The 23,506-nt window shown below is 56.7% G+C and carries 23 protein-coding genes and 1 tRNA gene; 13 read left to right on the forward strand and 11 right to left on the reverse strand.

Annotation, left to right across the window (positions count from 1 at the left end; all coding sequences use genetic code 11):
- Positions 1–107: 107 nt before the first annotated feature.
- Positions 108–1,334 carry a DUF3798 domain-containing protein gene (locus K7J14_RS10330; RefSeq protein WP_408033985.1) on the reverse strand — a complete coding sequence of 409 codons (1,227 nt, stop codon included), beginning with the start codon at positions 1,332–1,334 and terminating at the stop codon, positions 108–110.
- A gap of 244 nt (positions 1,335–1,578) precedes the next feature.
- The gene (locus K7J14_RS10335) at positions 1,579–1,818 is read right to left on the reverse strand and encodes a hypothetical protein (protein ID WP_230755913.1); all 240 of its coding nucleotides are present in this window, start codon (positions 1,816–1,818) and stop codon (positions 1,579–1,581) included.
- 271 nt (positions 1,819–2,089) lie between these two features.
- On the opposite strand from K7J14_RS10335, the gene K7J14_RS10340 reads away from it, so the two are divergent.
- Positions 2,090–3,184 (forward strand): 2-hydroxyacid dehydrogenase, encoded by a 1,095-nt coding sequence (locus tag K7J14_RS10340; RefSeq protein ID WP_269062451.1) that lies wholly within the window; start codon positions 2,090–2,092, stop codon positions 3,182–3,184.
- A gap of 13 nt (positions 3,185–3,197) precedes the next feature.
- Here the strand turns inward: K7J14_RS10340 and K7J14_RS10345 are convergent, their stop codons facing one another.
- The gene (locus K7J14_RS10345; RefSeq protein WP_230755915.1) at positions 3,198–4,100 is read right to left on the reverse strand and encodes a hypothetical protein; all 903 of its coding nucleotides are present in this window, start codon (positions 4,098–4,100) and stop codon (positions 3,198–3,200) included.
- A gap of 85 nt (positions 4,101–4,185) precedes the next feature.
- Between K7J14_RS10345 and K7J14_RS10350 the strand changes: the two genes are divergently transcribed.
- Positions 4,186–4,689, forward strand: coding sequence for a flavodoxin domain-containing protein (locus tag K7J14_RS10350; protein ID WP_230755917.1), 504 nt, complete (start codon positions 4,186–4,188; stop codon positions 4,687–4,689).
- Positions 4,690–4,732: 43 nt separating this feature from the next.
- Here K7J14_RS10350 and K7J14_RS10355 read toward each other — a convergent pair whose 3' ends face one another.
- Genes K7J14_RS10355 through K7J14_RS10375 form a run of 5 tightly spaced genes read right to left on the reverse strand, consistent with a single transcriptional unit; the run spans position 4,733 to position 8,119 of the window.
- Positions 4,733–5,413 (reverse strand): transglycosylase domain-containing protein, encoded by a 681-nt coding sequence (locus K7J14_RS10355; RefSeq protein WP_230755919.1) that lies wholly within the window; start codon positions 5,411–5,413, stop codon positions 4,733–4,735.
- Between the two features lie 57 nt (positions 5,414–5,470).
- Entirely contained in the window at positions 5,471–6,055 is a 585-nt protein-coding gene (locus tag K7J14_RS10360) for a 2-oxoacid:acceptor oxidoreductase family protein (protein WP_230755921.1), read from the reverse strand.
- Positions 6,052–6,819, reverse strand: a complete 768-nt coding sequence (locus tag K7J14_RS10365) for a thiamine pyrophosphate-dependent enzyme (RefSeq protein WP_230755923.1) — start codon at positions 6,817–6,819, stop codon at positions 6,052–6,054. The genes K7J14_RS10360 and K7J14_RS10365 overlap by 4 nt, the downstream gene beginning before the upstream one ends.
- Complete coding sequence (gene vorB / locus K7J14_RS10370) at positions 6,816–7,895, reverse strand: 3-methyl-2-oxobutanoate dehydrogenase subunit VorB (RefSeq protein ID WP_230755925.1); 1,080 nt, start codon at positions 7,893–7,895, stop codon at positions 6,816–6,818. The genes K7J14_RS10365 and vorB overlap by 4 nt, the downstream gene beginning before the upstream one ends.
- Positions 7,892–8,119 carry a 4Fe-4S dicluster domain-containing protein gene (locus tag K7J14_RS10375; RefSeq protein ID WP_230755927.1) on the reverse strand — a complete coding sequence of 76 codons (228 nt, stop codon included), beginning with the start codon at positions 8,117–8,119 and terminating at the stop codon, positions 7,892–7,894. Before K7J14_RS10375 ends, vorB begins: the two co-directional genes overlap by 4 nt.
- Positions 8,120–8,281: 162 nt before the next feature.
- Here K7J14_RS10375 and K7J14_RS10380 point away from each other — a divergent pair, with 162 nt between their 5' ends.
- Together K7J14_RS10380 and K7J14_RS10385 are read left to right on the forward strand one after the other, a co-directional pair.
- Positions 8,282–9,295 (forward strand): beta-ketoacyl-ACP synthase III, encoded by a 1,014-nt coding sequence (locus K7J14_RS10380; RefSeq protein ID WP_230755929.1) that lies wholly within the window; start codon positions 8,282–8,284, stop codon positions 9,293–9,295.
- A 134-nt stretch (positions 9,296–9,429) separates the two neighbouring features.
- A complete protein-coding gene (locus K7J14_RS10385) occupies positions 9,430–11,574 on the forward strand; it encodes a cation:proton antiporter domain-containing protein (RefSeq protein WP_230755932.1) in 2,145 nt (714 codons plus the stop codon).
- 100 nt (positions 11,575–11,674) lie between these two features.
- Here K7J14_RS10385 and K7J14_RS10390 read toward each other — a convergent pair whose 3' ends face one another.
- Positions 11,675–12,010: an Hpt domain-containing protein gene (locus K7J14_RS10390; protein ID WP_230755934.1), complete on the reverse strand. Its 336-nt coding sequence runs from the start codon at positions 12,008–12,010 to the stop codon at positions 11,675–11,677.
- A 93-nt stretch (positions 12,011–12,103) separates the two neighbouring features.
- On the opposite strand from K7J14_RS10390, the gene K7J14_RS10395 reads away from it, so the two are divergent.
- Positions 12,104–14,923, forward strand: a complete 2,820-nt coding sequence (locus K7J14_RS10395; protein ID WP_230755936.1) for an ankyrin repeat domain-containing protein — start codon at positions 12,104–12,106, stop codon at positions 14,921–14,923.
- 75 nt (positions 14,924–14,998) lie between these two features.
- Here the strand turns inward: K7J14_RS10395 and K7J14_RS10400 are convergent, their stop codons facing one another.
- Entirely contained in the window at positions 14,999–15,292 is a 294-nt protein-coding gene (locus K7J14_RS10400) for a Trp family transcriptional regulator (RefSeq protein ID WP_230755938.1), read from the reverse strand.
- A 50-nt stretch (positions 15,293–15,342) separates the two neighbouring features.
- Between K7J14_RS10400 and K7J14_RS10405 the strand changes: the two genes are divergently transcribed.
- From K7J14_RS10405 to K7J14_RS10420, 4 genes are read left to right on the forward strand one after another with little or no spacing between them, the layout of a single operon-like run.
- Positions 15,343–15,597, forward strand: a complete 255-nt coding sequence (locus tag K7J14_RS10405; RefSeq protein WP_230755940.1) for a hypothetical protein — start codon at positions 15,343–15,345, stop codon at positions 15,595–15,597.
- A complete protein-coding gene (locus tag K7J14_RS10410) occupies positions 15,594–16,601 on the forward strand; it encodes a TRAP transporter TatT component family protein (RefSeq protein ID WP_230755941.1) in 1,008 nt (335 codons plus the stop codon). Before K7J14_RS10405 ends, K7J14_RS10410 begins: the two co-directional genes overlap by 4 nt.
- A 4-nt stretch (positions 16,602–16,605) precedes the next feature.
- On the forward strand, positions 16,606–17,646 hold the full coding sequence (gene dctP, locus K7J14_RS10415; RefSeq protein ID WP_230755943.1) for a TRAP transporter substrate-binding protein DctP: 1,041 nt from the start codon (positions 16,606–16,608) through the stop codon (positions 17,644–17,646).
- Positions 17,646–19,472 (forward strand): TRAP transporter large permease subunit, encoded by a 1,827-nt coding sequence (locus K7J14_RS10420; RefSeq protein ID WP_230758872.1) that lies wholly within the window; start codon positions 17,646–17,648, stop codon positions 19,470–19,472. The genes dctP and K7J14_RS10420 overlap by 1 nt, the downstream gene beginning before the upstream one ends.
- A gap of 132 nt (positions 19,473–19,604) precedes the next feature.
- Here the strand turns inward: K7J14_RS10420 and K7J14_RS10425 are convergent, their stop codons facing one another.
- Positions 19,605–20,486 carry a TatD family hydrolase gene (locus tag K7J14_RS10425; RefSeq protein ID WP_230755945.1) on the reverse strand — a complete coding sequence of 294 codons (882 nt, stop codon included), beginning with the start codon at positions 20,484–20,486 and terminating at the stop codon, positions 19,605–19,607.
- 45 nt (positions 20,487–20,531) lie between these two features.
- On the opposite strand from K7J14_RS10425, the gene K7J14_RS10430 reads away from it, so the two are divergent.
- The 4 genes from K7J14_RS10430 to K7J14_RS10445 all read left to right on the forward strand — a co-directional run bounded on the left by K7J14_RS10430 (position 20,532) and on the right by K7J14_RS10445 (position 23,463).
- Positions 20,532–20,617, forward strand: a tRNA-Leu gene (locus tag K7J14_RS10430).
- A 123-nt stretch (positions 20,618–20,740) separates the two neighbouring features.
- The gene (locus tag K7J14_RS10435) at positions 20,741–21,751 is read left to right on the forward strand and encodes an ABC transporter substrate-binding protein (RefSeq protein ID WP_230755947.1); all 1,011 of its coding nucleotides are present in this window, start codon (positions 20,741–20,743) and stop codon (positions 21,749–21,751) included.
- 18 nt (positions 21,752–21,769) lie between these two features.
- Positions 21,770–22,672 (forward strand): ABC transporter permease, encoded by a 903-nt coding sequence (locus tag K7J14_RS10440; protein ID WP_230755949.1) that lies wholly within the window; start codon positions 21,770–21,772, stop codon positions 22,670–22,672.
- Complete coding sequence (locus K7J14_RS10445) at positions 22,669–23,463, forward strand: ABC transporter ATP-binding protein (protein WP_230755950.1); 795 nt, start codon at positions 22,669–22,671, stop codon at positions 23,461–23,463. The genes K7J14_RS10440 and K7J14_RS10445 overlap by 4 nt, the downstream gene beginning before the upstream one ends.
- The last annotated feature ends 43 nt before the right edge of the window (positions 23,464–23,506 follow it).

A 23,506-nucleotide genomic window follows, 5' to 3' on the forward strand; every position in this document is an offset into this window, starting at 1 on the left:
GAAAAGCCGATCGGCCTTCCGGCTCCGCGAGGAACCGGAGAGGACTTGAAAACCCCGGCTGCATGAAGCGGCCGGGGTATCATGATCAACCCTTCAAAAAAAGGTGTTTATTTGGAGAACTTGATGTTGTAGTACTTCTCGGGGACTTCGAGAGAAGTCGTGGGCAGATAGCCCTGTCCGAAAATGTACGTATCCATGTACACGAGTGTGTGGTTCTTCGCGCGCACGCCGGTGTTCGCGTCGATATAGCTTCCGCCGTTCCACTTGGCGCCGGGGGTGTATTCGCCCAGCGATTTGTAGAGGTCGCTCATGCTTCCCTTGGTCGCGGTTCCCTCGACGATTCTCTTCGCGTACTCGCCGAGTCCGGCGGTGACGGTGAATCCGTAGGAGAAGGCCCAGGTTCCGAACTTGCCGGCGCCGGCTTTCGCGACGACGGTGGATTCAACCTTCTTGAGGATGGCGGGGAAATTTCCCGCTTCCGCAGAGAGGTCGATTCCGAAAGCTCCCGGATATCCCATGAGGGGAGAAGGAAGATCGGCTTCCACGAACATTCCGCCGAAGGCCGCGATCTGCTTCAGCAGGGGCTCGGTGTGGGCGTCGTTGGTGCAGAAAAATGCGGTTTCCTTTCCGTACTTCTGGATCCACTGGGGAACCTTCTCGAGGATGAACTGCTGGGCGCCCGCGACGCCGACGTCGCTGGTGGGGTCGGGAGCTGTTTCGAATACGAAATTAAGCCCGAGGTCCTTACAAGCGGCTTCCATGATCTGGCGGCGGAGTCCCAGGGATTCATAGGACATATGGCGGGGGAAGGAAATGTGAACGAAGTTCTTCGCTCCCATCTGCTTGGCCGCCCAAATGATAGTGTATCCGCGGGAAATGAAGTCAGCGTTGATCGCGAGATCGGCTGACGACTGGATGACGAGGGGATCTTCGTGGGCTTCGCCTGCGAAGCACAGAATGTCCGGTCTTTTCGCCTTTACGCGCTTGAACGCTTCCGCTGTTCCGGGAACAGCCTGGTTCACGACGATGGCTTTCATGGCGGGGTCGTCGGCAAGGGCGACGATCTGGGAGATGGTGGTCTCCTGCTGGGACATGAAGTCGTCGGGATAGGTGATGTGCTGGATCATGCCGCCGGTCTTAACCGCGCCGTAGCGTTTGATCAGTTCTTCCGCTCCGCGAAGATCGTCTTCGGATTGCGAAACCGTTCCGGTCACCACGCCAATGTGGAAACCACCGGCCTTTGCGGTAGTCTTGCCGGCTTCCTGAGTGCCGCCTGCGAAGACCATGGAAGCGGCAGCTAAAACAGCCGCAAGAGTCAAAAGTCTCTTAGTCATACAGAACTCTCCTTGTTTTTATTCAACCAGTGATATTACTACTCTTTTCCGCCCTCGGTAAACCTAAATTTACAAAAAACGCTGATATCCTCTCTTTTTTTCACTTATGTTAGACAATGTTGACAATATTTTTTTCCTGTGCTTTAGTAGCTGTGGTCTGACTGCAGCAGACCGTCTCTGCGAGCACGTAATTATCGGTGTAAAAAAAAAGCCCCTGTCCGGAATAAACCGGACAGGGGTTCCGCTAAATCAGGTGAGCCCACCAGGGCTCAAGAATCGGAAAGAAATACCGGTCGCTTTCGGGAAGCATGCTGATGAACTCCAGCGGTGCTACCTCTGCAAGATGAGCCGCCGCGTTGTTCATGATCAATTCCCGCGACCGCTCGAGAATCCGTCTTTGCACAGGGAGCAAATGGCTGAACTCCGCGTTCACCAAAGCCATGTACTCCTCAGTCCAGACGACCACCTCGGACATGTTGTTCATACACCCCTCCTGGACACGATGCAAAGGATACTTTCAAACCATCTGGTTTCTTTGGAAGCCGATACTGCGATTCAGAGAGAGTCGATGTCTAGCTAAGATAATACGACAGGCTTCCTGAAAAAAACAGTAAAATCCATTTTTTTTCCAGAATCTCCACACCGTCGTTGCAAAAACAACAGGGTATGATTAATTCGCGATATATCGTCTTTTTTTTAACGAATCCTATTTTCCTACTAAACCGATTGTAGTATATTTCATTCAGGAGGAATCCATGAAAGACCACGTGCGTATCGCTTTTTTCGATACTAAACCATATGACCGGAACTACTTCGAGGCGGGAGCCCGTCAGGAGGAATTTTCGGATATGCGCTTCGAGTTCAGCTTCTTCGAGAGCAAGCTGAATCCCGCCACAGCGGCCCTCGCGAAGGGCCACGAAGTCGTGTGCGCCTTCGTTAACGACAAGCTGGACGCTAAAACAATAGAAGCCCTGTCCGCAGGAGGCGTAAAACTGATAGCCCTCCGCTGCGCGGGATACAACAATGTGGATCTGCAGGCGGTGTGGGGGAAAATCCATGTCGTGCGCGTTCCGGCCTATTCTCCGCACGCGGTGGCCGAACATGCGGCGGCCCTGTTGCAAACCCTGAACAGACGCATCCACACCGCGTACAACAGGACACGGGACGGCAACTTCACGCTCACCGGACTGGTCGGCCGGGATCTCTACGGAAAAACCGCCGGCATTATCGGAACCGGAAAAATCGGCAAGATTCTCGCGACCATCCTTCACGGCTTCGGCATGAAAATCCTGCTGGACGACCTCTATCCGGACCAGGCCTTCGCGCAGTCCATCGGAGGAGAATACGTCAGCCGGGAAAGACTCTATGCGGAGTCCGACGTCATCAGCCTCCACTGTCCGCTCACGCCCGAGAACAAATACATGATCAACGCGGAAACCCTGAAGCTGATGAAAAAAAGCGCAATCGTCATCAATACAGGCCGCGGAGGACTCATCGATACGAAGGCCCTGGTCGATGCGCTCAAGAACGGAAAGATTCGCGGCGCGGGGCTCGATGTGTACGAGGAGGAGGATCAGTACTTTTTCGAAGATAAATCGATGGAACCGATCAGGGACGATGTTCTCGCGCGGCTGATCCAGTTTCCCAACGTCCTGCTCACCTCTCACCAGGCCTTTCTCACCGAGGAGGCACTCGGAGAGATCGCGCGGGTGTCGCTCGACAATGTCAGGCGATGGAAAAAGGGCGAGCCGCAGATTAACGAAATTTGCTACCGATGCGTTGACGCGGGAAAGGCTTCAAGCTGCGCGAAAACGACGGAGGGACGTTGCTGGGCGGAAAGCAAACACTGATGCAGAACGCGAATCAAGGGGCTGCGGAGGGGTCGTAATACAAGACCTCTTCGCAGTCTTCAGGCTTCAAACCCTTCATTATTCGGAGTTCTGCGCGAAAGGCTTCCGAGCGCTCGGCGATGTAGGGTAAAAATCCTGTACAGGCGAGTTTTCTGTTCAATATAAGGCGGTCGACCTGGGCGAGTCCCTGCAAGCGGCAGCACAGGTTTATTCCGTAGCCGACGTAGTCGCGGTATTTGAGCTGGCTCGCTTCCGCCGAAATTTCGTATTTGAACACTTTTTCCGCCACAAGGGCGCCGCCGAGGCCGAGCCCCGGATACGGCTTGAACAGCTCCTCGTTCACGAATTCGGTGTAGGTGTCGAACACCTGCAGCGCCTCGGCGACCGATTCGCGCGTCGTATAATCCCAAATCACCAGGGCGCCGTCTCCCAGCAGCTTGTACCAGGAACAGCCGAAGGCGAATTGATTGACGCAGGAGAGAAAGTTGGAGGTGAAGTCCTTGATCAGACGAAAGACCTCGTCCTCGCGGTTGTTGCGCAGAAAGTTGCTGAAATTGCGGATGTCGACGCAGAGAATCAGAGCGTCGTTCTTTACTTCGTCGAGATAGACGTTGTCGAAAATGTCCACCGGCATTTTGTGAAGGCCTGAAAGAGCCGAAGAATCCAGTTCGAGGGATTGATCCAGGACGCGGATGAGCGCGTGGGGAGACCCCAGCAGGCCGGAAATGCTAGAAATAATAGCGTCGTCTGTAGGAAAACACGCCATCTGAACCCTGCCGATAAGGACAGGATCGGATGAGTCCCCGTCGACAACGACGAGAGAGCCGTCTTCTTCAAAGGCTATCGCGACGGTTCGCTGAGCGAAGGTTTCCGTGTTTTCGAGAAGAAATGACCGGGCTTTCAGGTTCACGAACATACGCCCATGATAACATATCGTAAAAGGATTTGCATCAGCCCTTCACTCGGGATATACTTTTTCAAGCGAGTTTTTTGGAGGCATTATGAAATCCGTACTGATTGCGTACTACACGAAAACCGGTTCAACGAAGGAAACGGCCCAACTCATCGAAAAAACCCTGAAAGAAGCGGGATTGAACGCTGAGGCGAAGGCCGTCTCCGATGATCTTTCGCCCGCCGATTACGACGCGTGCATCATCGGGGGTCCGGTCAACGGCATGCAGTGGGTTCCCCAGGCTGCGCAGTTCGCGTCGAAGTGGGCCGAAATCCTTAAAACAAAGAAGACGGTGCTTTTCTGCCTCTCCTATATTTACCTTACCGGCGGCAGCTTCTGGAAAAACTCGATCGCAAAAATCCTGAAACCCTTCGCCGATTCGACGGACGCGATGGAAACGGCAGTGTTCGGCGGGCGCGTCGAAGGGCCGCTCCCTGCGCCGATGCGATTCATCTTCGGGATAAAAAGGGACAGCCCCCTGGATCTGGTGAACCACGAAGGAATCGCCGCCTGGGCAAAGGAGCTCGCGCCGCGTCTGCAAGACGGAGACTGAGCGGAGACTGCGAGCGGTCCTTATTCTCGGAAATGAAAAACGCTTACGGAAACCGGGATGAAAGGTAGTGATAGCGGCTTCGCAAAATCGCGCTTTTATTCAGGGAATAGGGTTCGTATTTGATAGGCGACGATAAAAGAGTGACCAGGCGGACAGCCTGATCGGATGACAGAGAGGCGACGCCCCGGCGATAGTGATGGCGCGAGGCGGCCTCGATGCCGTAGACGCCCTTTCCCCACTCCGCGTAATTGAGATAGAGCTCCAGAATCCGGTCCTTGTCGAGAATAAGCTCCATCTCCAGAGCGATAATCATTTCCAGATATTTTCTAAGATAGCTTTTTTCCGGCACCAGAAAGAGGGTTCGGGCGGTTTGCATGGTGATCGTGCTGCCGCCGTAGACCGGCTTCTCAAGCTGTTTATTAACCAGCCAGGCGTGTTTCAGGGCTGAGGGTATAATGCCGTGATGGGAATAAAAGGTTCCGTCTTCCACCCGGATAACCATCTGGCGGACTTTCTTCGGAATCTTGCCCAGAGGAAGGAAGCGCATTTCGTTCGAAGGCCACTTATAGGCGATCTTCCGATAGATCATGATGCCGGTCGTCCGGGGATTCGCCGTCCGATACCGGAAGAGCAAAACCGACGTGAACAGCATGAAGGCCACATGAAGAACCGCAATCGCGGCGAGCGCGCGAAGCGCAAACCGCGCAATCTTATTCTGACGCATACAGGGGCTTACTCTAGCTGGTATTGAATACCTGAGCAAGCCCCCGTCAAGGAGACCTTACATCGAAGCGATGTTCATCCCTGCGCGTATCGCGGAAGCGTTCAGCGGCACCAGGGCCTGCTTCGATTTCGGAAAAAAGCCCGTCAGAATCGAGTCTACCGAGTCGAGGGACAGAGCGCCGGTGAGGCGGGCGAGTGCGCCGAGCATCACCATATTTGCGGTTTTGACCGAGCCCAGCTTTGCTGCGATCTCTCCGGCGGCAACCTGTACGACGCGGAAGCGGTCCTTCCAGGAACCGCCCTTTTCGGGAGCGAGTCCGACGGAAGCGGGATCGAGGGCGTCCAGATCCACCAGAGACGAGTTTACCAGCAGAAGCCCGCCTTCGGCGAGTACGGAAACGCAGCCGGACAGGCTGTCCTGATTCATCACCACGACCGAATCGGCCTTGCTGATGATGGGGCTCGCAATGCCCTCGTCCGAGACGATGCAGTTCGCGCGGGCGATTCCTCCGCGTTTCTCGGCTCCGTAGAACGGAAAAAAGCTCACCTCTTTTCCCTCCTTCATCCCGAAATAGCCCCAAATCTGACCCAGGGATATGATTCCCTGGCCGCCGAAACCGGCGAATACCGTCTTTTCGCTCATTTAACGCCTCCTGCCTTTCCGGGCAGCTCGTTTTTCACTATCCCGAGCGGATAGTAGGGAATCATTTCATTTTCCAGCCACTCGACAGCCTGGACCGGCTCCATGCCCCAGTTCGTCCCGCAGGGGGACAGAATCTCAACCATGGAAAAACCGATTCCGTTCATTTGGGCTTCGAAGGCCGTCTTTATGTAGCTTTTCAGCTTGCGCACGTTCGCGGGCGAGTTGACCGCCCCGCGCGCAAGGTAGCGGGTGCCGCCCAGGGTGGCGAGCATTTCCAGGACGCGGATGGGATACCCCATTCCCTGCCCTTCCGGATCGCGGCCCATCGGAGCGGTTGCGGCCTTTTGCCCCACCAGCGTGGTCGGGGCCATCTGGCCGCCGGTCATGCCGTATATCGCGTTGTTCACGAAAATAACCGTAAATTTTTCTCCGCGGTTGGCCGCATGGATGATTTCCGCCGTCCCGATCGCGGCGAGGTCTCCGTCTCCCTGGTAGCAGATGACCAGATGGTCCGGGAGAACCCGCTTGATTCCGGTAGCCGCGGCGGGCGTTCTGCCGTGGGCGGGCTGCACCGAATCGAAATCGAAATAGAGATCGGCCCAGATGGCGCAGCCGACCGGATTGGTGATGACGGCGCGGCCCTGCATGCCCATCTCGTCGATCAGTTCGCAAATTATGCGGTGCACGACTCCGTGGCCGCAGCCGGCGCAGTATTTCGTCTGCACGGAAGCCAGGGAGCGGGGGTGTTCGGCGACTGTGATCATCGGTTTTCCTCCATAAGAGAGCGGATGCGCCCAAGAACTTCATCCTCGGTGGGAACCATGCCGCCGGTGTGGGCAAGCAGATGGACGGGAACCTTGCCGGATACCGCGAGGCGGATATCCTCGCGCATCTGCCCCATGCTCATTTCCACCGATAAAAGAGGCGTTCCCCGCTCGGCGAGGCTCAACAGGCGGGCGGAAGGAAAGGGCCACAGGGTGACCGGGCGGAACAATCCGACCCGGAGGCCTTCCTCCCGGGCACGTTCCACCGCCGCGCGGGAAACCCGTGCGGAAGTTCCGTAGGCAACGATTACCAGCTCGGCGTCGGCGCACTGATATTCATCCGCGCGCGTTTCCTCCGCTTCTACCCGCTCGTAGCGTTTGAAGCGGTCGAACACAAGAGCTTCCAGCTCCTCAGGCACGAGGTTTATAGAAGTAATATGGCGCGCAGGCCGGGAATCGCTACCCATATTGCCGACGGCCCAGGATGCGCCGATGCGGGAGGGAGTTCTCGATTCGGGCAGCGTGATCGCTTCCATCATCTGGCCGATGACTCCGTCTCCCAGAATTAGCACCGGCATGCGCCACTTTTCCGAGAGGTCGAAGGCGAGCACGGTCAGATCGGCGCATTCCTGCACGCTTGAAGGCGCGAGCACGATGACCCGGTAGTCTCCGTGGCCGCCGCCCCGGGTAGACTGAAAATAATCGCTCTGCGCCGGCGCTATCGATCCCAATCCGGGACCGCCGCGCACGATGTTTACATATACAAGAGGAATATCGGCGCCTGCCGCATAGGAAATTCCTTCCTGTTTCAGGCTGATTCCCGGACTCGAAGAGCTGGTCATCGAGCGGGCTCCCGCCGCCGCGGCTCCGTACACCATGTTTATCGCCGAAACTTCGCTTTCAGCCTGGATGAAAATCCTTCCCAGCCGGGGCATCGCCTCGGCCATATAGGCGATAAGCTCGTTCTGCGGCGTTATCGGATAGCCGAAATAGGCCTGGCAACCCGCGCGTATGGCCGCCTCTGCTATCGCCTCGTTTCCCTTCATCAGGGTCCGCTGATTCTCTGTAGTCTTCATGAATGGCTCCCGTCTTCCCGATACACGGTAATCGCGCAATCAGGGCAAACCTGATAGCAGGAGGCGCAACCGGTGCATGATTCCGGGCGCAGGACCGCTGCGGGACAGGTTCCCGAACGGTTCATGGAACTGTCGGGACCGATGACTGAAAAAGGACAGGCTCTGAAACAGAGACCGCAGCCCTTGCATCTTTCCCGGTCGATTCGAATGCTTCCACGTGTCATGTGCTGATCTCCTTTTTCTACTTTATGACACTTTAAGATATTTTGTCAATTTGACATATTGACAAATAATGCACATATGCTATTTTTAGCGTGCAACCATTTCAGACACCGGTGGGTCAAAAAAGGTTGCACCGTACTTTAGAGACAGCAAGGAGTTTTGCGATGGCAGTCGAAATTATTTCTACAGGAAGCTACCTGCCCGCCCGCCGGGTTACGAACGATGAACTTTCAAAGACAGTAGAAACCAACGATGAATGGATCAGAAGCCATACGGGTATCGGTTCGAGGCACATCGCATCCGAAGAGGAAGCGACCAGCGACCTTGCGGTCAAGGCGGCTCTGGCGGCTTTCGAGACTCTCGCTCCCGGAAACCCGGAATCGGTAGCTGAAACGATTGATCTGGTGATAGTGGGAACATCGTCCCCCGATTACTACGGATTTCCCTCGGTAGCCTGCATCGTTCAGGATAAGCTCGGCATCAAGAAAGCAGGCGCCTTCGATCTCGTCGCGGCCTGTTCAGGCTTCGCCTACTCGCTGGAAGCGGCGGCGGGCATGTTGTCGCTCGGAAACAGGAAAAGAGCCCTCGTTATCGGAGCGGACACCCTCACCCGGATTACCGACTGGGAAGACCGCGGAACCTGCGTACTGTTCGGAGACGGTGCGGGAGCGGCGATCCTCGAGCGGACGGACGCCCCGGCGGAAGGTCCGCAGAAAAGGGGTCTCATCCATACCGTGCTCGGCTCGGAAGGAAACGGAGCGCTCGAGCTCTATTGCGAAAAAGGCGGATCCAGGAATCCCTATAAAGACGGGGAGACGATCGAGAAAAAAACGCATATCTATATGAACGGACGCGCCGTTTATACCTTCGCGGTTCGCGCCTTCACCGATACGATGGAGCGGCTTCTCGAAGAAACCGGTCTAACGATGGCAGACATCAAAAAAATCGTGCCGCATCAGGCCAACATGCGCATCATTCAGGCAGCGGCGAAGCGGCTGGGCATTCCCGAAGACAAGTTCTTCATGAACATAGAAAAGTACGCGAATACCTCGAACGCCACGATCCCGATAGCCCTTGACGAATACGCCCGCACCGGAGAATTGCACAAGGGCGACATCATCATGACCGTCGGTTTCGGCGGGGGGCTCACCTACGCGGGAAATATCATTGTCTGGTAAGGATTTCAACAATTCAGGAAATTATTGCCAGATCGAATGACAACCCATGGCAACATTTTCCTACACTTGAATGGATATGCGAAATATGGCACTATTTAGCACGTATTTCCCATATCTTTTTCAAGAGGCATATCATGAAGCGTAACACAAAGCTCTTCCTGGCCATCTTGACGTTTCTGTTTTTCGCAACAGGCGCCATCTTTGCCGAATCCGAAGCTTCCATCACAGAGGTGATGGCTGAATTAGTCCTTCAAATCGGAATAATCCTATTTGCAGTCCGGGCGGGCGGAATCCTTGTCAAAAAAGTCGGAATTCCCTCTGTTCTTGGCGAACTTCTCGCCGGCGTGGTCATCGGACCCTACGCCCTCGGCGGAATCTCTCTCCCGGGATTCCCCCACGGCGTCTTTCCCCTCGGTTCCGGATCGCTCGCGGTAAGCCCCGAGCTCTACGGCTTCGCGACAGTCGCCTCGATCATCCTATTGTTCGCCTCCGGCCTTGAAACCGATCTCGGGCTCTTCCTGAAATATTCGGTAGCCGGCGGAATCGTCGGCATGGGGGGAGTAATCTTCTCGTTCGGCCTCGGAGACCTCGTCGGCATGATCATGCTCGACGCGTCCTTCATGGATCCCCGCTGCCTCTTCCTCGGAATTCTTTCGACGGCAACCTCAGTCGGCATAACGGCCCGCATCCTTTCAGACCAGAAAAAGATGGATTCACCTGAAGGAGTCACCATCCTGGCCGCGGCAGTATTCGACGACGTGCTCGGCATAATCATGCTCGCGGTGGTTCTGGGAATCGTCGCAGTGATGACCGGAACAGGCGGAACCCTGACCGCCGGAGCGATCGGCGGCATCGCAGGCAAGGCGTTCGGAATCTGGCTCGGCTTCACCGCCGCAGGCCTCATTTTCGCGAAGCGCATCGCTTCCTTCCTCAAATATTTCAAGCACAGCTACGACTTCTCGATCCTCGCCCTGGGCATCGCACTTATTCTCGCAGGCGTTTTCGAGCGCCAGGGACTCGCGATGATCATCGGCGCGTACATCGCCGGCCTCTCCCTCTCCAAGACGGATATCGCTGCTGTCATCCAGGAGCGCATCCACGGACTCTACGAGTTCTTCGTGCCCCTGTTCTTCGCGGTAATGGGCATGCTCGTCAACGTCGGCGCCATGTTCTCCGTGGAGGTTCTGGTATTCGGCCTGATTTACACGGCAGTAGCGGTTCTCGCTAAAATAATCGGTTGCGGACTTCCCACCCTGGGACTCGGCTTCAACGTGAAGGGGGCTCTGCGGGTCGGAATGGGTATGATTCCCCGCGGCGAAGTCGCCCTCATCATCGCCGGCATCGGTATGACGGCCGGAATTCTCAACGAAGAGCTTTTCGGCGTCGTCATCATGATGACCCTGCTCACCACCCTCGTGGCCCCGCCGATGCTGAACGCCGTTCTAAAGGCCCCCGGCCGCGGAACGAAGAAGGAAGTCAAGGACGGAGACGCCGAAATAATCGACTGGGTATTCCCCTCCGATGAAATCGCGGATCTCGTCGTCGACACCCTGCTCAAGGACCTGAAGGCAGAAGGCTTTTACGTCCAGATGATGAACATCGACGACGGCCTTTCGCAGGCCAGAAAGGGAGACGTATCCCTTTCCATCACCGAGGTGGAGAACCACGTCACCATCGAAACCGCCCACGAAGACGCCGGATTCGTGCGAAACTCCATGTTCGAGGTAATAGTCAAGCTCAACGAGGCTATCGAACGGCTCAAAGCCGAATCTGATCCAGCGGCATTGAAGCAGAGCCTGATGGATGAGAACGCCCGTACGGACAAGAGCCTTCTCCAGCTCATCGACGCCCGCTGCATCAGCACTGAGCTGAAGGGCGGCACGAAGGAAGAGATCATCGCCGAACTGGTTGATCTCATGGCTCAATCCGGCACTGTCCTGAACCGCGACCAGGTGCTCGCCGACGTGCTCGCCCGCGAACGGACGATGAGCACCGGAATGCAGAACGGCATCGCGCTCCCGCATGGAAAAAGCGACGGCATCGCGAAGCTCAGCGTCGCGATCGGAATCAAGCACGAAGGCGTAAATTTCGACGCCCTCGACGGACAGCCCTCTCGCCTGTTCATCATGGTCGCGTCGCCGAAGAAAACCTCCGGTCCGCACATCCAGTTCCTCGCGGCGATTTCGGGCATACTACGCAATAAGGATATCGTCGAACGCGTCATGAAAGCGAAAAAGGCGATTGAAATCGAAGTGTTGTTGAGTAAACAGGCGAATTAATTTGCCGGAGCCGCGGCGGGAAACTTCCTGCCGCGTTTTTTTTGCTCAGGCCGCTTATAACAATGCAGAAGCGGTCCGGCAAAGACCGGGCGCCGGCCGGTCAGATAGCCGAAGCGGCTTTTTCCAACGCCAGAAAGAATGCTTCCCGCTCGCCATCGATGAGGGTGTACTCGCCCTCGCGCAGGCGGGCCTCGAGAATGATAGCGGTTCTCCACACCTCTCCGAGGCCGAGATTCGCGGATACGCCTTTTATAGAATGCACAATCCGGTACGCGTCTTCCAATTTTCCGGATGAAAGGCAGCTGTCGAAATCTGCGCGGGAATTGCCGTACGAATCGCGGAATTTGATCAGCAGCCGGTCGAGCAGGGCTTCGCTGCCCCCGAGTCGTTCCATAACCTCTGCGTAACCTTCGATGTATCCGCGTTCTTTTTCCATGCGACAGAGTCTACCACAAGCAGAATGATGTTTTCCAGATAAAACACTTCAGGGCTTAAAAAAAAAGAGCCGATGATAAGGAGGGGGTACACCTTGAAGACAGTACAGACAACACGATACGGAATCGCGCTTTTTTCCGCGGCGATGCTCATGTTCGCATCCTGCCAGAGCGCGCCTCGGCAGGCCGAACCGGCGGCTGCGGGCGAAGAAAGCCTGCTCGACCTGATAGCCGGGGGAAAAACGGCGGAGGTCCGCCAGAGGTTCTCTTCCAGCGATTCGGTAAACCAGAAAAACGCACGGGGACAGAGTCTCCTTCACATAGCCGCGCTTCGAAACGATTCGGAAATGATACAGTTTCTCCTTTCAATGAAAGCGGATCCTGCGGTGAAGGATTCAGCGGGAGAAACGCCCCTTGCGGCGGCTCTCGGCGCGGGGTGCTACGACGCGGCCCGCGTCCTGGCGGACGCGGATTCCTCCATATTCGCCGAAAACGCGGCGGGCTCTTCGGTGTGGAAAATCGCCGCATCCCGCGGAACCGAAGCGGTCGAGCCGATATTGAACGAAAAAACGGTTCTGCAGCAGGACAAGCGCGGGCGAACGGTTCTTCATTACGCGGTTGAATCCCGCGACGAAACCTTGGTGAAAGCAGTTCTGGCGAAAAAAGCGAATCCCGGACATGCCGACGCGAGCGGGACAACGCCCCTCGCCCTCGCCTACGCCGACCCCGAGGCAGGCGAAAGCGCACGGATCTCGGCTGAACTTATTTTAGCGGGAGCGGAGCCGCTTCGGGGAGATTTCAGCTATTTCGAAACAGCCGTCCTGAAACGGAATCCGGGAATGCGCTTCGAGGAAGGAAAAACGCCCCTCCACATCGCGGCCGGGAACGGCTACGCGGGATTCGTGAATTACCTCCTCGAGCGGAAGGTTCCGGTCAACGTAAAAGACATCGCAAGCTCGACTCCGCTTCACGAAGCGGTGCGCAACGGCCGTATCGAAACGGCGCGCATACTTCTCGCCTCCGGAGCGGATCCCAATCCCCGCGATTCTTCCGGAAACACGCCGCTCCATCTGGTCATGCCCCTGGCGAGCCGCTCGCAGCTGTTCACCCTGCTTTTGGGCGCGGGAGCGAATCCGAATCTCAAGGACAGCTACGGAGAGACCCCCCTTCATATCGCCGCCCGCCTGGGCATGAGCGAGGACATCATCAGAGCTCTTCTGAACGCGGGCGCCGACACCAACGAGCGGAACAAAAGGGGAATAACCCCGCTTGCCCTGGCGATCGAACGGAACCAGCTGGTGCAGGCGAATCTCTTCGTCAGGCTCGGCGCGGATATACACGCGGAAGACATGGACGGCCACACCGCCCTCTCGAAGGCGATATCATCGGGACCGGAAATGGTTGAAGCAGTTATCGTCGAAACGAACGTGCAAACCAGGGACTCGCAGGGAAGGACTCCCCTTCACATCGCGGTTCTGAACAAAGCTCCCGAACCGATCATCAACTACCTTATTTCCAGGAAAGCGGACATCAACGCCAGGGATAAAAACGGCGACAGCCCCCTCCATATCGCGGTGAGGGGCAACGACCGCGCCTCGGGCGAAATACTGTTGGCCTACGGCGGGGACGTATTCAACCCGAACGTATCCGGCGAATCTGCGCTCAAGATCGCGCTGGCCCGCATGGGCGGCAGGCAGGACTGGGTGCTCAACTCGGCAGTGATTAAAAGCACCGACGGAGCCGGAAACACGCCGCTCCATCTCGCCGCGGAATGGCAGCTCGCGCAGGTCGTCACCTTTATCGGAGAAAAGGGAGGCGATCTCGACGCGAGGAACGCGAACGGGGAAACGCCGCTTTTCAGCGCGGTGAAGGCAGACTCGAGCGAAACGCTCAGAACCATGCTTTCTCCTTCGGCCGAACGCCGGGCGGACATCAATGCCAGGGACTTTCTGGGCAATTCCGCCCTCCACGCCTGCATCCGCTGGTCGGCTCCCCGCGCGGCAGAAGCCCTGCTCGATTACGACGCCCGCAGCAATTCAAAACGCCTCATCAACGCGCGGAATCTCGCGGGCAAGACGGCGCTTCACGAAGCGGCCCGCACCGGAAACCTCGCCTTTCTCAGAACGCTCCTGGCAGCAGGAGCCGACATAAACGCGGCGGACGAATCGGGGCGTACTGCCCTCACCGACGCGATCAAAGCGAACAGGGAAGACGCCATCCGCCTCCTTCTGGACCGCAAGGCATCTCCCGTCATCCAGGACATGTACGGACGGAACGCCCTCCACGAAGCGGTAGACAATTCGTCTCCGGAAATCGTAGCCCTGCTGCGCGCATCCGGCGGAAACGCGATGTCGCGCGATTCGTACGGAAAGACGCCGCTCTCCCTCGCGCTTAAAAAGACGAGCGCGACCATGACCGCGGTGATCGGAAAGGATACGAATATGGTCGATTCCGACGGAAACACCCCGCTGCATATCGCGGTGAGCGAGCACAGCGGGCCTGAGTCCCTGGAAACCCTTCTCGCGTCCGGTTTTCCGGTGAACAACCGCAACCGGACCGGTTCGACCGCACTTCTCCAGGCCGTGCGCGGCGGACAGGAATCGCTGGCAAAGGTGCTGCTAATCGCCGGCGCCGACCCCTACGCGAGCGACAACCAGGGAGAGTCGGCGGTGACCATCGCTCTGGCCGCCTACCCCGCCCTTGTTCCGATGATCGCCGAATACGCCCCGGAGAAAACCGACACTATCGGCGACGGCCTCCTTCACTACGCCGCCCGTTCCGGCGACGCTGAAACCGTGAGAAGGCTGCTCGCGCTTCCGAAAATCGACCGCGGAGCCCGGAACATTTCCGGGGAAACCGCGTACGACATAGCGGTGCGCTGGCAGAGGCCCGAAATTGCCGCATTGCTGAAATAAATCGGCAGGCGAAAAGCTGACTAACAGGGATATGTTTTTTAGGCTGTCCGGCACGAAACCGCCGGACAGCCTTTTTTATTCGGCTCCGAGATCTATCATCGCCTTGAACGGAGAGTTTTCTTTTTTTAATTCTTTGGAACCTCGGGTGATTTTGCACAGGCTCAAACCCAGCTTGCGGGCGATTTCCCGTTGGGTGGTTCCGGCGTCGATCTCCCGTACCAGAGCCCAGCGGCTCGATATCTCCTGCACCTCAGTGGGCGTGAGCAGACAGGACATGAAACCTTCTATCAATTCCTCGTCGTCGGCCCGGGACAAGGCCCTGCAGAGTTCCTGAAAAGCGGTTTTACGGAGTATTTCGTTCTCTTCCATAGAAACAATATACTTGAAGGGGATAAAAAAAACCACTAATATGTGGACAAATGGGCATAACAACAGACAACATCGACGAGAAGTACCGCCAGGTGCTCGAAGAAGAACTGAGGGGACTCCAGCGGCGTCGGGAACATGATTCGTCCTGTACAATCGACGATCTCAAGGGTATACTTAAAAATCTGTATATCTTTGAAGGCAATAATTGGGACGGAAGGAGCGAATTGATGGCGACTTCCCTGGCGGCGACGATCGCCGCCTACGAACGATTCATCGCCGACTGGGAAAAGGAGTCTGATCGATGAGGGCAACAGGGAAAAGAACAACCGTCAGCCTACCCGCTGGTTCCTGCGCACGCTCTTTTCTCTGCTTTATTCTTCCATTCCTTTGGTTTTCCGGTTGCTCCATACAAAAAGCAGCCTACAACGCTGTATCGGACGCCCTCGCTCCCGAGTACGGCACCGTACATAGAGACGAACCCGATCCGATGACGGCCCTCACCGGCGAAAACGACCCCGAACTGGTGGCCGCATTTTTCCCCGCCGCTCTGAAAATCTATGAAATGATGCTCATACAAAACCCGCAGCACCGCGAATTGGGCATAATGACCGGCCAGTTGTGCGTCATGTACGCAAACGCGTTCATCCAGACTCCCGCCGAACGCTTGCCCTCAGATCGTTTCGACGAACAGAACCGGCAGTATCTGCGGGCCCTGAACCTGTATCGCAGGGGTTTCGAATACTCGCTTTCCGGTTTGGAAATCAGAAAACCCGGCATCAGCCGCGCAGTCCATGAAGGCAACCTTGAATTCCTTGAAAAAGCGCTCGAAAAATTCAAGATTACGGATGTTCCGGGCCTCTACTGGACGGGAGCGGGATTGCTGGCGGCTTTCTCCCTCGATCCGCTTAACTCGTATTATTCGCCGAGGGTTCCCGCCGCGGTCGCTCTCCTGGAACGGGCCGCCGGGATTCACCCGGAGTTCAACAACGGAGCGATCTTCGAAGTACTCCTCGCCTTTTACGCCGCCGCTCCGGAAAGCCTTGGAGGCGGAATGGACAAGGCGCTTGAAGCCCGGGACCGGGCCCTTGAAATATCCGCCGGCTCAAGCCCCTCACTCTTCATAGCCTGCGCCAGAAGCATCGCCGTCCCGACCCAGGACTCAGGCATGTTCACTGAAAACATCGACAAAGCCCTTGCGATAGATCCCGATTCGCAACCGGAGAACCGCCTCGCCCTTCTGTTGGCGAGGGAACAGGCTCTGTGGCTCAAAGAACACAAGTCGGAATTTATTCTATTCCCGGAGGATTGATCCTATGAAACCACGGCGCATTGCATCGCTAGCCTTCGCTCTGATACTGGCCGCAGCTTCCGTTCAGGGGCAAAGCAAAATAACGCTTAAAATCGCGTCGGTCGCTCCTGCGAGATCGCCCTGGGACATAGAACAGCGGGCGCTGGCCCAGGAATGGAATAAAATCACCGGAGGGCTGGTGAACATCGTCTTCTTCGACGCCACCGCGCTCGGGGGCGAAAAAGGAGTCATCCAGAAATTCCGCTCGGTCAGGCCCGGCCAGAAAGCCCCGCTCGACGGAGTCATCTTCACCACCATCGGCATGCACGAACTGGCGCCGGCAGCCTCGCTGTACACCTACTCCATGCCCTTTCTCATCAGAAGCCAGGGTGAGCTCGACTTCGTGTTCAAGGCGCATGACGACCGGCTTAAAAAAGCATTCAGGGACGCGGGATTCGAAAGCCTCGCCTGGACGAACGTCGGCTGGCTTTCTTTCTACACAAAAGACCGGTTCGCCAATCTCGACGAACTTAAAAAGATTAAAATAGCCTCTGCGGGACTCGACAGTCCGATTCTCGGAGACACATTCCGGGCCGGCGGCTTCAATATCGAAGACATCCAGGCGGCAAAGCTTCTCCAGGCGCTCAAGGGAGGAAACCTCCGGGGATTCTTCGGCGTTCACATGTACGCCTATGTTACCGGATTCTCCAAAACCATTTCATGGGCCCTCGATACGAAACTGTGCCCGGTCATGGCGGGAGTGCTGCTTTCCAACGAAGCTTGGGCGCAGATTCCCGCTCAGTACCATCCAGAAATGAGGGAAGCGATCGCCAGCATGAAGGTGCGGCTCGACGCCGCGCTCGAAGACACTGACCGGGCCTATATGCAAAGCATGATAGACGAAGGCGTAAAACCGATCCGTCCGACTGAGGCGGAGCTCGCCGATTGGGAAGCGAAATTCAACCGCGATATCGAAATCGCCAACAAAACGGCTCCCGGAGCCTTCGACATGAAGCTCTACGGCGAGCTGAGAAGCCTCCTTTCAACCTATAGAGACCGCGAATGATAAAAAAGACCGTACGCGGAACCGGAATAATCCTGCTGGCGCTGCTCGCCCTCTTTCCTCTTCTGTTCCGCGTATTTTCCGCGATAACCGGAATTCCCATCGCATCCTCCGATTCCGTGCAGGTGAACCTGGTGTTCATGTTTTCAGCGGTCGCCGGAGTCATCACCTCTGCCCAGGACAAACAGCTGAGTTTGGGAATCCTCAACGAGATCATGCCCTTCGGCATACGAAGAATCATTTCTCCGATCCTGACGGCGCTCACCTCTGCCGTGCTCGGCGTTCTGTTTCTTTCGGCCGGCTCCGAACTGTTCATGATATTTACGCCGGAAGAGCGGTTGTGGGGAATTCCGCTTCGTCTCGTATTCGCCTTTCTCCCGCTGATGTATCTGGGGATGCTCTATCTCCTCTTTGCGTCGCGGGAATCGAAGATCGCTCCGCTCGCGGGTTTTATCATCGCCGTTCCGCTCGCCGCGGGCCCCCTTGCGGGCATTTGGTGGTCCCTTACCGGAAACGCGGCCCCCGATTTTTTCAATTCAGTATTCAATCTCTGGATCAGCGTCTCGCACAGCCTTCTTTGGCCAATCATCGGGATTCTCGTGCTGGCGGCCGCCTTCGGACTGCCCATATTCATCGCCATGTCGGGAATCGCGTACGCCGCATTCTCTCAGGGCGGCGGCTATGTGGAAATGATCCCGCTCGAGTACTACGGGATTCTCACCGATAAAAGCATCGCGGCCATACCCCTGTTCACCCTCGCCGGATACCTGCTGGCGGACGGAAGCGCGGGCAAGCGCCTGCTTGAAGTGGTGAGGGAAAGCGTCGGCTGGCTGCGCGGAGGACCGGTGATCGCGGCGGTGATTGTAGCGACGTTTTTCACGACCTTCACCGGAGCTTCCGGCGTCACGATTCTCGCACTCGGCGGCCTTTTAACTATGATCTTGACCGGAAGCGGCTCGAGCAAGGCGAACGCCCAGTCGCTGGTAACCGCGTCCGGATCGATCGGAATGCTGTTTCCGCCGAGCCTCGCGGTCATCATCTACGGCACCACGAATATCTTTTCCGTCGATATTTACGACCTGTTCAAGGGTTCGATCATCCCCGGCGTTTTAATGGCTCTCTCAATGATCGGAATAGGAATATTTCGCGACAGGGGCTCCAAGCGGGGAGCATTCTCGCTTCCGAACCTCCTGAAAGCGCTCGTTAAAGGATTGCCTGAACTGATTCTTCCGGCAGGAATCGTACTCGGATACTTCACCGGCTTTTTTACGCTGATGGAAACGGCGTCTTTCTGCGCGGTCTACGCCTTCGTTCTGGAAGTATTCATCCGCCGGGATTTCAATATCCGCGAAGCGGCCGCAGTCGCGCTCAAGAGCATCCCGGTCGCGGGCGGCGTCCTCGTCATCGTAGGAGCCGCGAAGGCTGTGGCATATTTCATGGTGGACGCCGGAATCCCCTTTCTCCTGACGGATCTGGTGGCCGCCTTCGTGCATTCGCGTCTGCTGTTTCTGTTTTTGCTCAACATCCTGCTCATTCTTGTCGGATGCTTCATGGACCTATATTCCGCAATCCTGGTAGTTTCTCCCCTCATCGTTCCGGTGGCCGAATCCTTCGGCATCCACCCGGTGCATACGGGAGTGATCTTCCTCACGAACCTCGCGCTGGGATTTCTCACTCCCCCGGTCGGAATGAATCTGTTCATTGCGAGCTACACCTTCGAAAAACCGGTCATGAAAATCGCGCGGGATGTGCTCCCCTACCTCGCGGCGCAATTCTTGATTCTTATGCTTATAACCTATATTCCCTGGTTCAGCACCGCGCTGCTGTAGCGTCCTTCTTTCGATCGCGCCGGTGCAACTGCCTGGCGCAAACAGGCTCTACTACCTGACTTCCGCGAGCAGACTGTTCCGGCCCGAGTCCTCCTTAAGACGTTCACAGCGTTCGGAACAGCGCGCGGGTGTTTACAACTTCCTGAACAGCGCGCGGGCGTTCTCCGCGACCAGAACAGCGAGCGATTCCGCGCTCATGCCGAGATATTCGGCGGCGGCCTCGTAGGTATGAGAAATCAAATGCGGCGTGTTCGTCTTCCCCCTATGCGGAGCGGGAGTAAGATACGGAGCGTCGGTTTCCAGGAGAAGCCGGTCGCGCGGAACATAGCGCAACAGGGCGGAGATGCGCTCCCGATCGGCGTTCTTTTTCGCCCAGGTGACGTTTCCGGGAAAGGATATGTGCCAGCCGCGGTCGAGAAAAGCCCTCGCTTCGGATATTCCGTACGACCAGCAGTGGATGACTCCGCGATCCCATCCCACAGAGCGGATGCATCCCAGAGTCGCGTCGAAGGCGTCGCGGGAATGCACAATGACCGGAAGATTACGCGCGCGCGCGGCTTCAAGCTGAAACGCGAACAACTCCTCTTCTCCGCCTGTGTCGAGCGTGCCGGGTCCGTCGCCCGAACCGTCCTGGCCGCGCTCCGCTCCAGAGGGCCCGTTCCAGTAGCGGTCAAGGCCGCATTCACCCAGTGCCTGATAGAGCCTGTTGTCTTCGGGCAGGAAGCCTTCGTCCATAAGCAGATCGAGATCAGCGTTCAAAGCCTTCATCGCGTTGTCGCGGTCGGCGATGACGGCTCCGTCAGGCCAAAGACCGGCTGAGAAATGTATAAAAGAAGGAAGGACGCCGCCGGAGGCTTCGAGTATGCGGTCGCGCCTGAAAACGAGGTCTCCGGGCTTTGTGCCGATATCGAGAAGGAAGGGGACGCTGTCTTCGGCCAGACGCCGCAGCAGAGCTGCAAGATCCTCGCCGCGATCGGCGATATGGGACAGGTGGGCGTGCGTATCGGCGTACATTATTGACCTCCGGAAGAGTTTCGGGCTACTATACTAGCATATCTTGCCGGGGTGGTGGAATTGGTAGACACCAGGGACTTAAAATCCCTTGGCTGGTAACGGCCGTGCCGGTTCAATCCCGGTCCCCGGCAAGAGCGGGGCTTTCCGACAGCAACTGTTGGAAAGCCCCCTTTTTTTTTCTGTTCGCACTTGACACATCGGATTGCGAAAGCTATAGTCTCCTTGTTACTATCAGTAGTAACAAGGAGAACACCATGAAACATTCAATCAGATACGCGCTCGTCGTCGCGGCCGCCGTCCTGCTCGCAGGCGGGTGCGCGAAAAAACAAGAAGCAAAAACCGCCGAAAACCCGTCCTTCAGGATCGGCGTTTCCAAGATAGTATCCCATCCCGCGCTCGACGCGACCGAACAGGGGATTCAGGACGAACTGGCCGCAAGGGGAATCCCGGCAGTCTTCGATCTGCAGAACGCAAACGGAGACGTTAACACCGCAACCCAGATCGCCCAGAAATTCCTCGTCGACAAGGTGGACGCGGTCGTCGCCATCGCCACGCCGAACGCTATCGCCGCGGCGAACACAATCAAGGACAAGCCGGTCGTCTTCTCCGTCATCACCGATCCCGCGGGAGCCGGGCTTGTGGACGCCGATCTCATGGGCAAGGGCAACGTCACCGGACTTTCAGACATGACCGACGTTCTCGACCACCTGAAACTCTTCCAGCGCGTTGCGGGCATTAAAACCCTCGGCTATGTCTACACCAGTTCTGAAGCCAACTCAGCCTCGTCCCTCGCAAGCGTAGAAAAGGCCTGCGCAGAGATCGGAATATCACTCGTCACCCAATCGATCAATAATTCCTCGGAAGTGAAGCAGGCGACCGAGACGATCGTAAAGCGCGTGGACGGAATCTATTTGACTACCGACAACACGGTGTTCTCCGCCCTTCCCGCCCTCATCGAAGTCGCTCTCGCGAACAAAAAACCGGTGTTCTCCTCCGACACCACCAGCGCCGTCGACGGCGGATGCCTGATCGCCAGCGGCTTCGACTACTACAAGGCCGGACGCGCAACGGGAGCAATCCTCGCGGACGTTCTCCAGGGCAAGAAGCCCGCGGACATTCCGGTCAAGTTCCTCAAGGATCCTTCCGAAATGGACTTCATCATCGATCTCGACGTAGCCAAGATCTGCGGAATCGATTTCCCCCAGGACATCCTCGACACCGCGGGGAAAGTCTTCGAGAACGGCAAATTGACCACGCGCAATTAAACAGGATATACTGCCTGCATGATTCAAGGCATATTGATCGAGGGCCTGGTGTTCGGCATCATGGCCCTCGCTGTTTTTATCACGTTCAGGGTACTCGATTTCGCCGACATGACGGTGGACGGATCCTTTCCCCTCGGAGCCGCGATCATGGCGATCCTGCTGACGCTCGGGTGGAATCCCTTTCTCGCGATTCTGTTAGCCTTCGCGGGCGGGGCCGCCGCCGGAGCCATAACCGCCGTCATCCACTCGAAGCTTAAAATTCCCGGACTTCTGGCGGGCATCCTCACCATGACGATGCTGTATTCGATCAACCTGCGTATTCTGGGAAACAAGGCGAACCTCTCGCTTCTCAAATACGAAACCCTGTTTACGAAGATCAAAACGATTGCGGCTCCCTTCATGAAAAGCGACCATGCAGTGCTGTTGTTCCTCGTCGCCGCGGTAGCTCTCATTCTTGTATTGGTAAACCTTTTTTTCCATACCGATTTCGGAATCACCCTGGGAGCGCTCGGATCGAATCCGCAGATGATCACCTCGCAGGGCATGAATCCGGAAGTCGTCAAGCTCATCGGCATCTGCTTTTCGAACGGTCTGGTGGGAATCGCGGGAGCCCTCGCCTGCATGTATCAGGGATTCGCAGACGTCAACTCCGGCACGGGAACCGTCGTCGCGGGCCTCGCTTCCGTCATGATAGGCGAGTTTCTCTTAAAGTCGAACCGCATTGAGCTGCTCACCCTGAGAGTCGTCCTCGGCTCGATCCTCTACCGGGCGATCATGTACGCCGGGCGCAGCTACGGCTACCTCGTCGGACTCACCGCGAACGATCTGAAGCTCATCACCGGCGTGCTGATCATCGCCTGCCTCATCGTCTCGAAGCAGGGGAAAACATCCTTTTTCAAATCGAAGGCGGCGAAAAAATGATGAAGATCGAAAACATCGGAGTGGTGTTCAATCCGGGAACGCCGGATGAAAACAGGGCGCTCAGGGATGTATCGCTCGACGTGAACAGGGGAGACTTCGTAACGGTCATCGGCTCGAACGGGGCGGGAAAAACGACTCTCTACAACATAATAGCCGGAACCTACGCGCCGACCGAAGGAAAAATCTCGATCAGGGATATCGATGTTACGAAAAGCCCCGAGTTCCGCAGGGCCCGGTACATCGGACGCATTTTCCAGAATCCGTTGCTCGGAACAGCCGGAAAAATGAGCCTCGAAGACAACATGGTCATATGCCACAAAAAAGGCTACAAGGGGCTTTCCATAAGCCTGAACAATAAACTGAGGGAATACTTCCGCGAACGGCTGAGAGAGCTGGACATGGGGCTTGAGAACCGCCTGAAGGATAATGTCGAGCAGTTTTCCGGCGGCCAAAGACAGGCGCTCACGCTGTTGATGGCCGTCCTGTCCGAACCCGACATTCTCCTCCTGGACGAGCATACCGCCGCCCTCGATCCGCGCAACGCTGAAATCGTCATGAATCTGACGCGCTCGTTTGCGGAACGATACAACCTGACGGTTATGATGATCACTCACAACATGGGGCACGCGATCGAGTACGGCAACCGGCTGCTCATGATGGACAGCGGCGAGATTGTCCTGGATATCGGAGCGCAGGAAAAATCCCGCCTTACTATCGATCAAATCGTTCAACGCTTTAGAGACATTAAAAAGAAGGAACTGGCGAACGATCAGCTCCTCCTCCACGTATAACGCTGCCCGCGGCGTTTATTTTTAAGAACGCATGCACAGGGGC

The organism is Teretinema zuelzerae (genome assembly GCF_021021555.1).
GTDB lineage: Bacteria > Spirochaetota > Spirochaetia > Treponematales > Treponemataceae > Teretinema > Teretinema zuelzerae.

What these genes read in the sequence shown, in the direction of transcription:
- K7J14_RS10335 (WP_230755913.1), bottom strand. Translation starts at nt 1,818, where the DNA reads ATGAACAACATGTCCGAGGTGGTCGTCTGGACTGAGGAGTACATGGCT.
- K7J14_RS10435 (WP_230755947.1), top strand. Translation starts at nt 20,741, where the DNA reads ATGAAACATTCAATCAGATACGCGCTCGTCGTCGCGGCCGCCGTCCTG.
- K7J14_RS10405 (WP_230755940.1), top strand. Translation starts at nt 15,343, where the DNA reads ATGGGCATAACAACAGACAACATCGACGAGAAGTACCGCCAGGTGCTC.
- K7J14_RS10375 (WP_230755927.1), bottom strand. Translation starts at nt 8,119, where the DNA reads ATGACACGTGGAAGCATTCGAATCGACCGGGAAAGATGCAAGGGCTGC.
- K7J14_RS10340 (WP_269062451.1), top strand. Translation starts at nt 2,090, where the DNA reads ATGAAAGACCACGTGCGTATCGCTTTTTTCGATACTAAACCATATGAC.
- K7J14_RS10445 (WP_230755950.1), top strand. Translation starts at nt 22,669, where the DNA reads ATGATGAAGATCGAAAACATCGGAGTGGTGTTCAATCCGGGAACGCCG.
- K7J14_RS10355 (WP_230755919.1), bottom strand. Translation starts at nt 5,413, where the DNA reads ATGCGTCAGAATAAGATTGCGCGGTTTGCGCTTCGCGCGCTCGCCGCG.
- K7J14_RS10390 (WP_230755934.1), bottom strand. Translation starts at nt 12,010, where the DNA reads ATGGAAAAAGAACGCGGATACATCGAAGGTTACGCAGAGGTTATGGAA.
- K7J14_RS10385 (WP_230755932.1), top strand. Translation starts at nt 9,430, where the DNA reads ATGAAGCGTAACACAAAGCTCTTCCTGGCCATCTTGACGTTTCTGTTT.
- K7J14_RS10330 (WP_408033985.1), bottom strand. Translation starts at nt 1,334, where the DNA reads ATGACTAAGAGACTTTTGACTCTTGCGGCTGTTTTAGCTGCCGCTTCC.
- K7J14_RS10365 (WP_230755923.1), bottom strand. Translation starts at nt 6,819, where the DNA reads ATGATCACAGTCGCCGAACACCCCCGCTCCCTGGCTTCCGTGCAGACG.
- K7J14_RS10350 (WP_230755917.1), top strand. Translation starts at nt 4,186, where the DNA reads ATGAAATCCGTACTGATTGCGTACTACACGAAAACCGGTTCAACGAAG.
- K7J14_RS10380 (WP_230755929.1), top strand. Translation starts at nt 8,282, where the DNA reads ATGGCAGTCGAAATTATTTCTACAGGAAGCTACCTGCCCGCCCGCCGG.
- K7J14_RS10345 (WP_230755915.1), bottom strand. Translation starts at nt 4,100, where the DNA reads ATGTTCGTGAACCTGAAAGCCCGGTCATTTCTTCTCGAAAACACGGAA.
- vorB (WP_230755925.1), bottom strand. Translation starts at nt 7,895, where the DNA reads ATGAAGACTACAGAGAATCAGCGGACCCTGATGAAGGGAAACGAGGCG.
- K7J14_RS10410 (WP_230755941.1), top strand. Translation starts at nt 15,594, where the DNA reads ATGAGGGCAACAGGGAAAAGAACAACCGTCAGCCTACCCGCTGGTTCC.
- K7J14_RS10360 (WP_230755921.1), bottom strand. Translation starts at nt 6,055, where the DNA reads ATGAGCGAAAAGACGGTATTCGCCGGTTTCGGCGGCCAGGGAATCATA.
- K7J14_RS10440 (WP_230755949.1), top strand. Translation starts at nt 21,770, where the DNA reads ATGATTCAAGGCATATTGATCGAGGGCCTGGTGTTCGGCATCATGGCC.
- K7J14_RS10425 (WP_230755945.1), bottom strand. Translation starts at nt 20,486, where the DNA reads ATGTACGCCGATACGCACGCCCACCTGTCCCATATCGCCGATCGCGGC.
- K7J14_RS10400 (WP_230755938.1), bottom strand. Translation starts at nt 15,292, where the DNA reads ATGGAAGAGAACGAAATACTCCGTAAAACCGCTTTTCAGGAACTCTGC.
- dctP (WP_230755943.1), top strand. Translation starts at nt 16,606, where the DNA reads ATGAAACCACGGCGCATTGCATCGCTAGCCTTCGCTCTGATACTGGCC.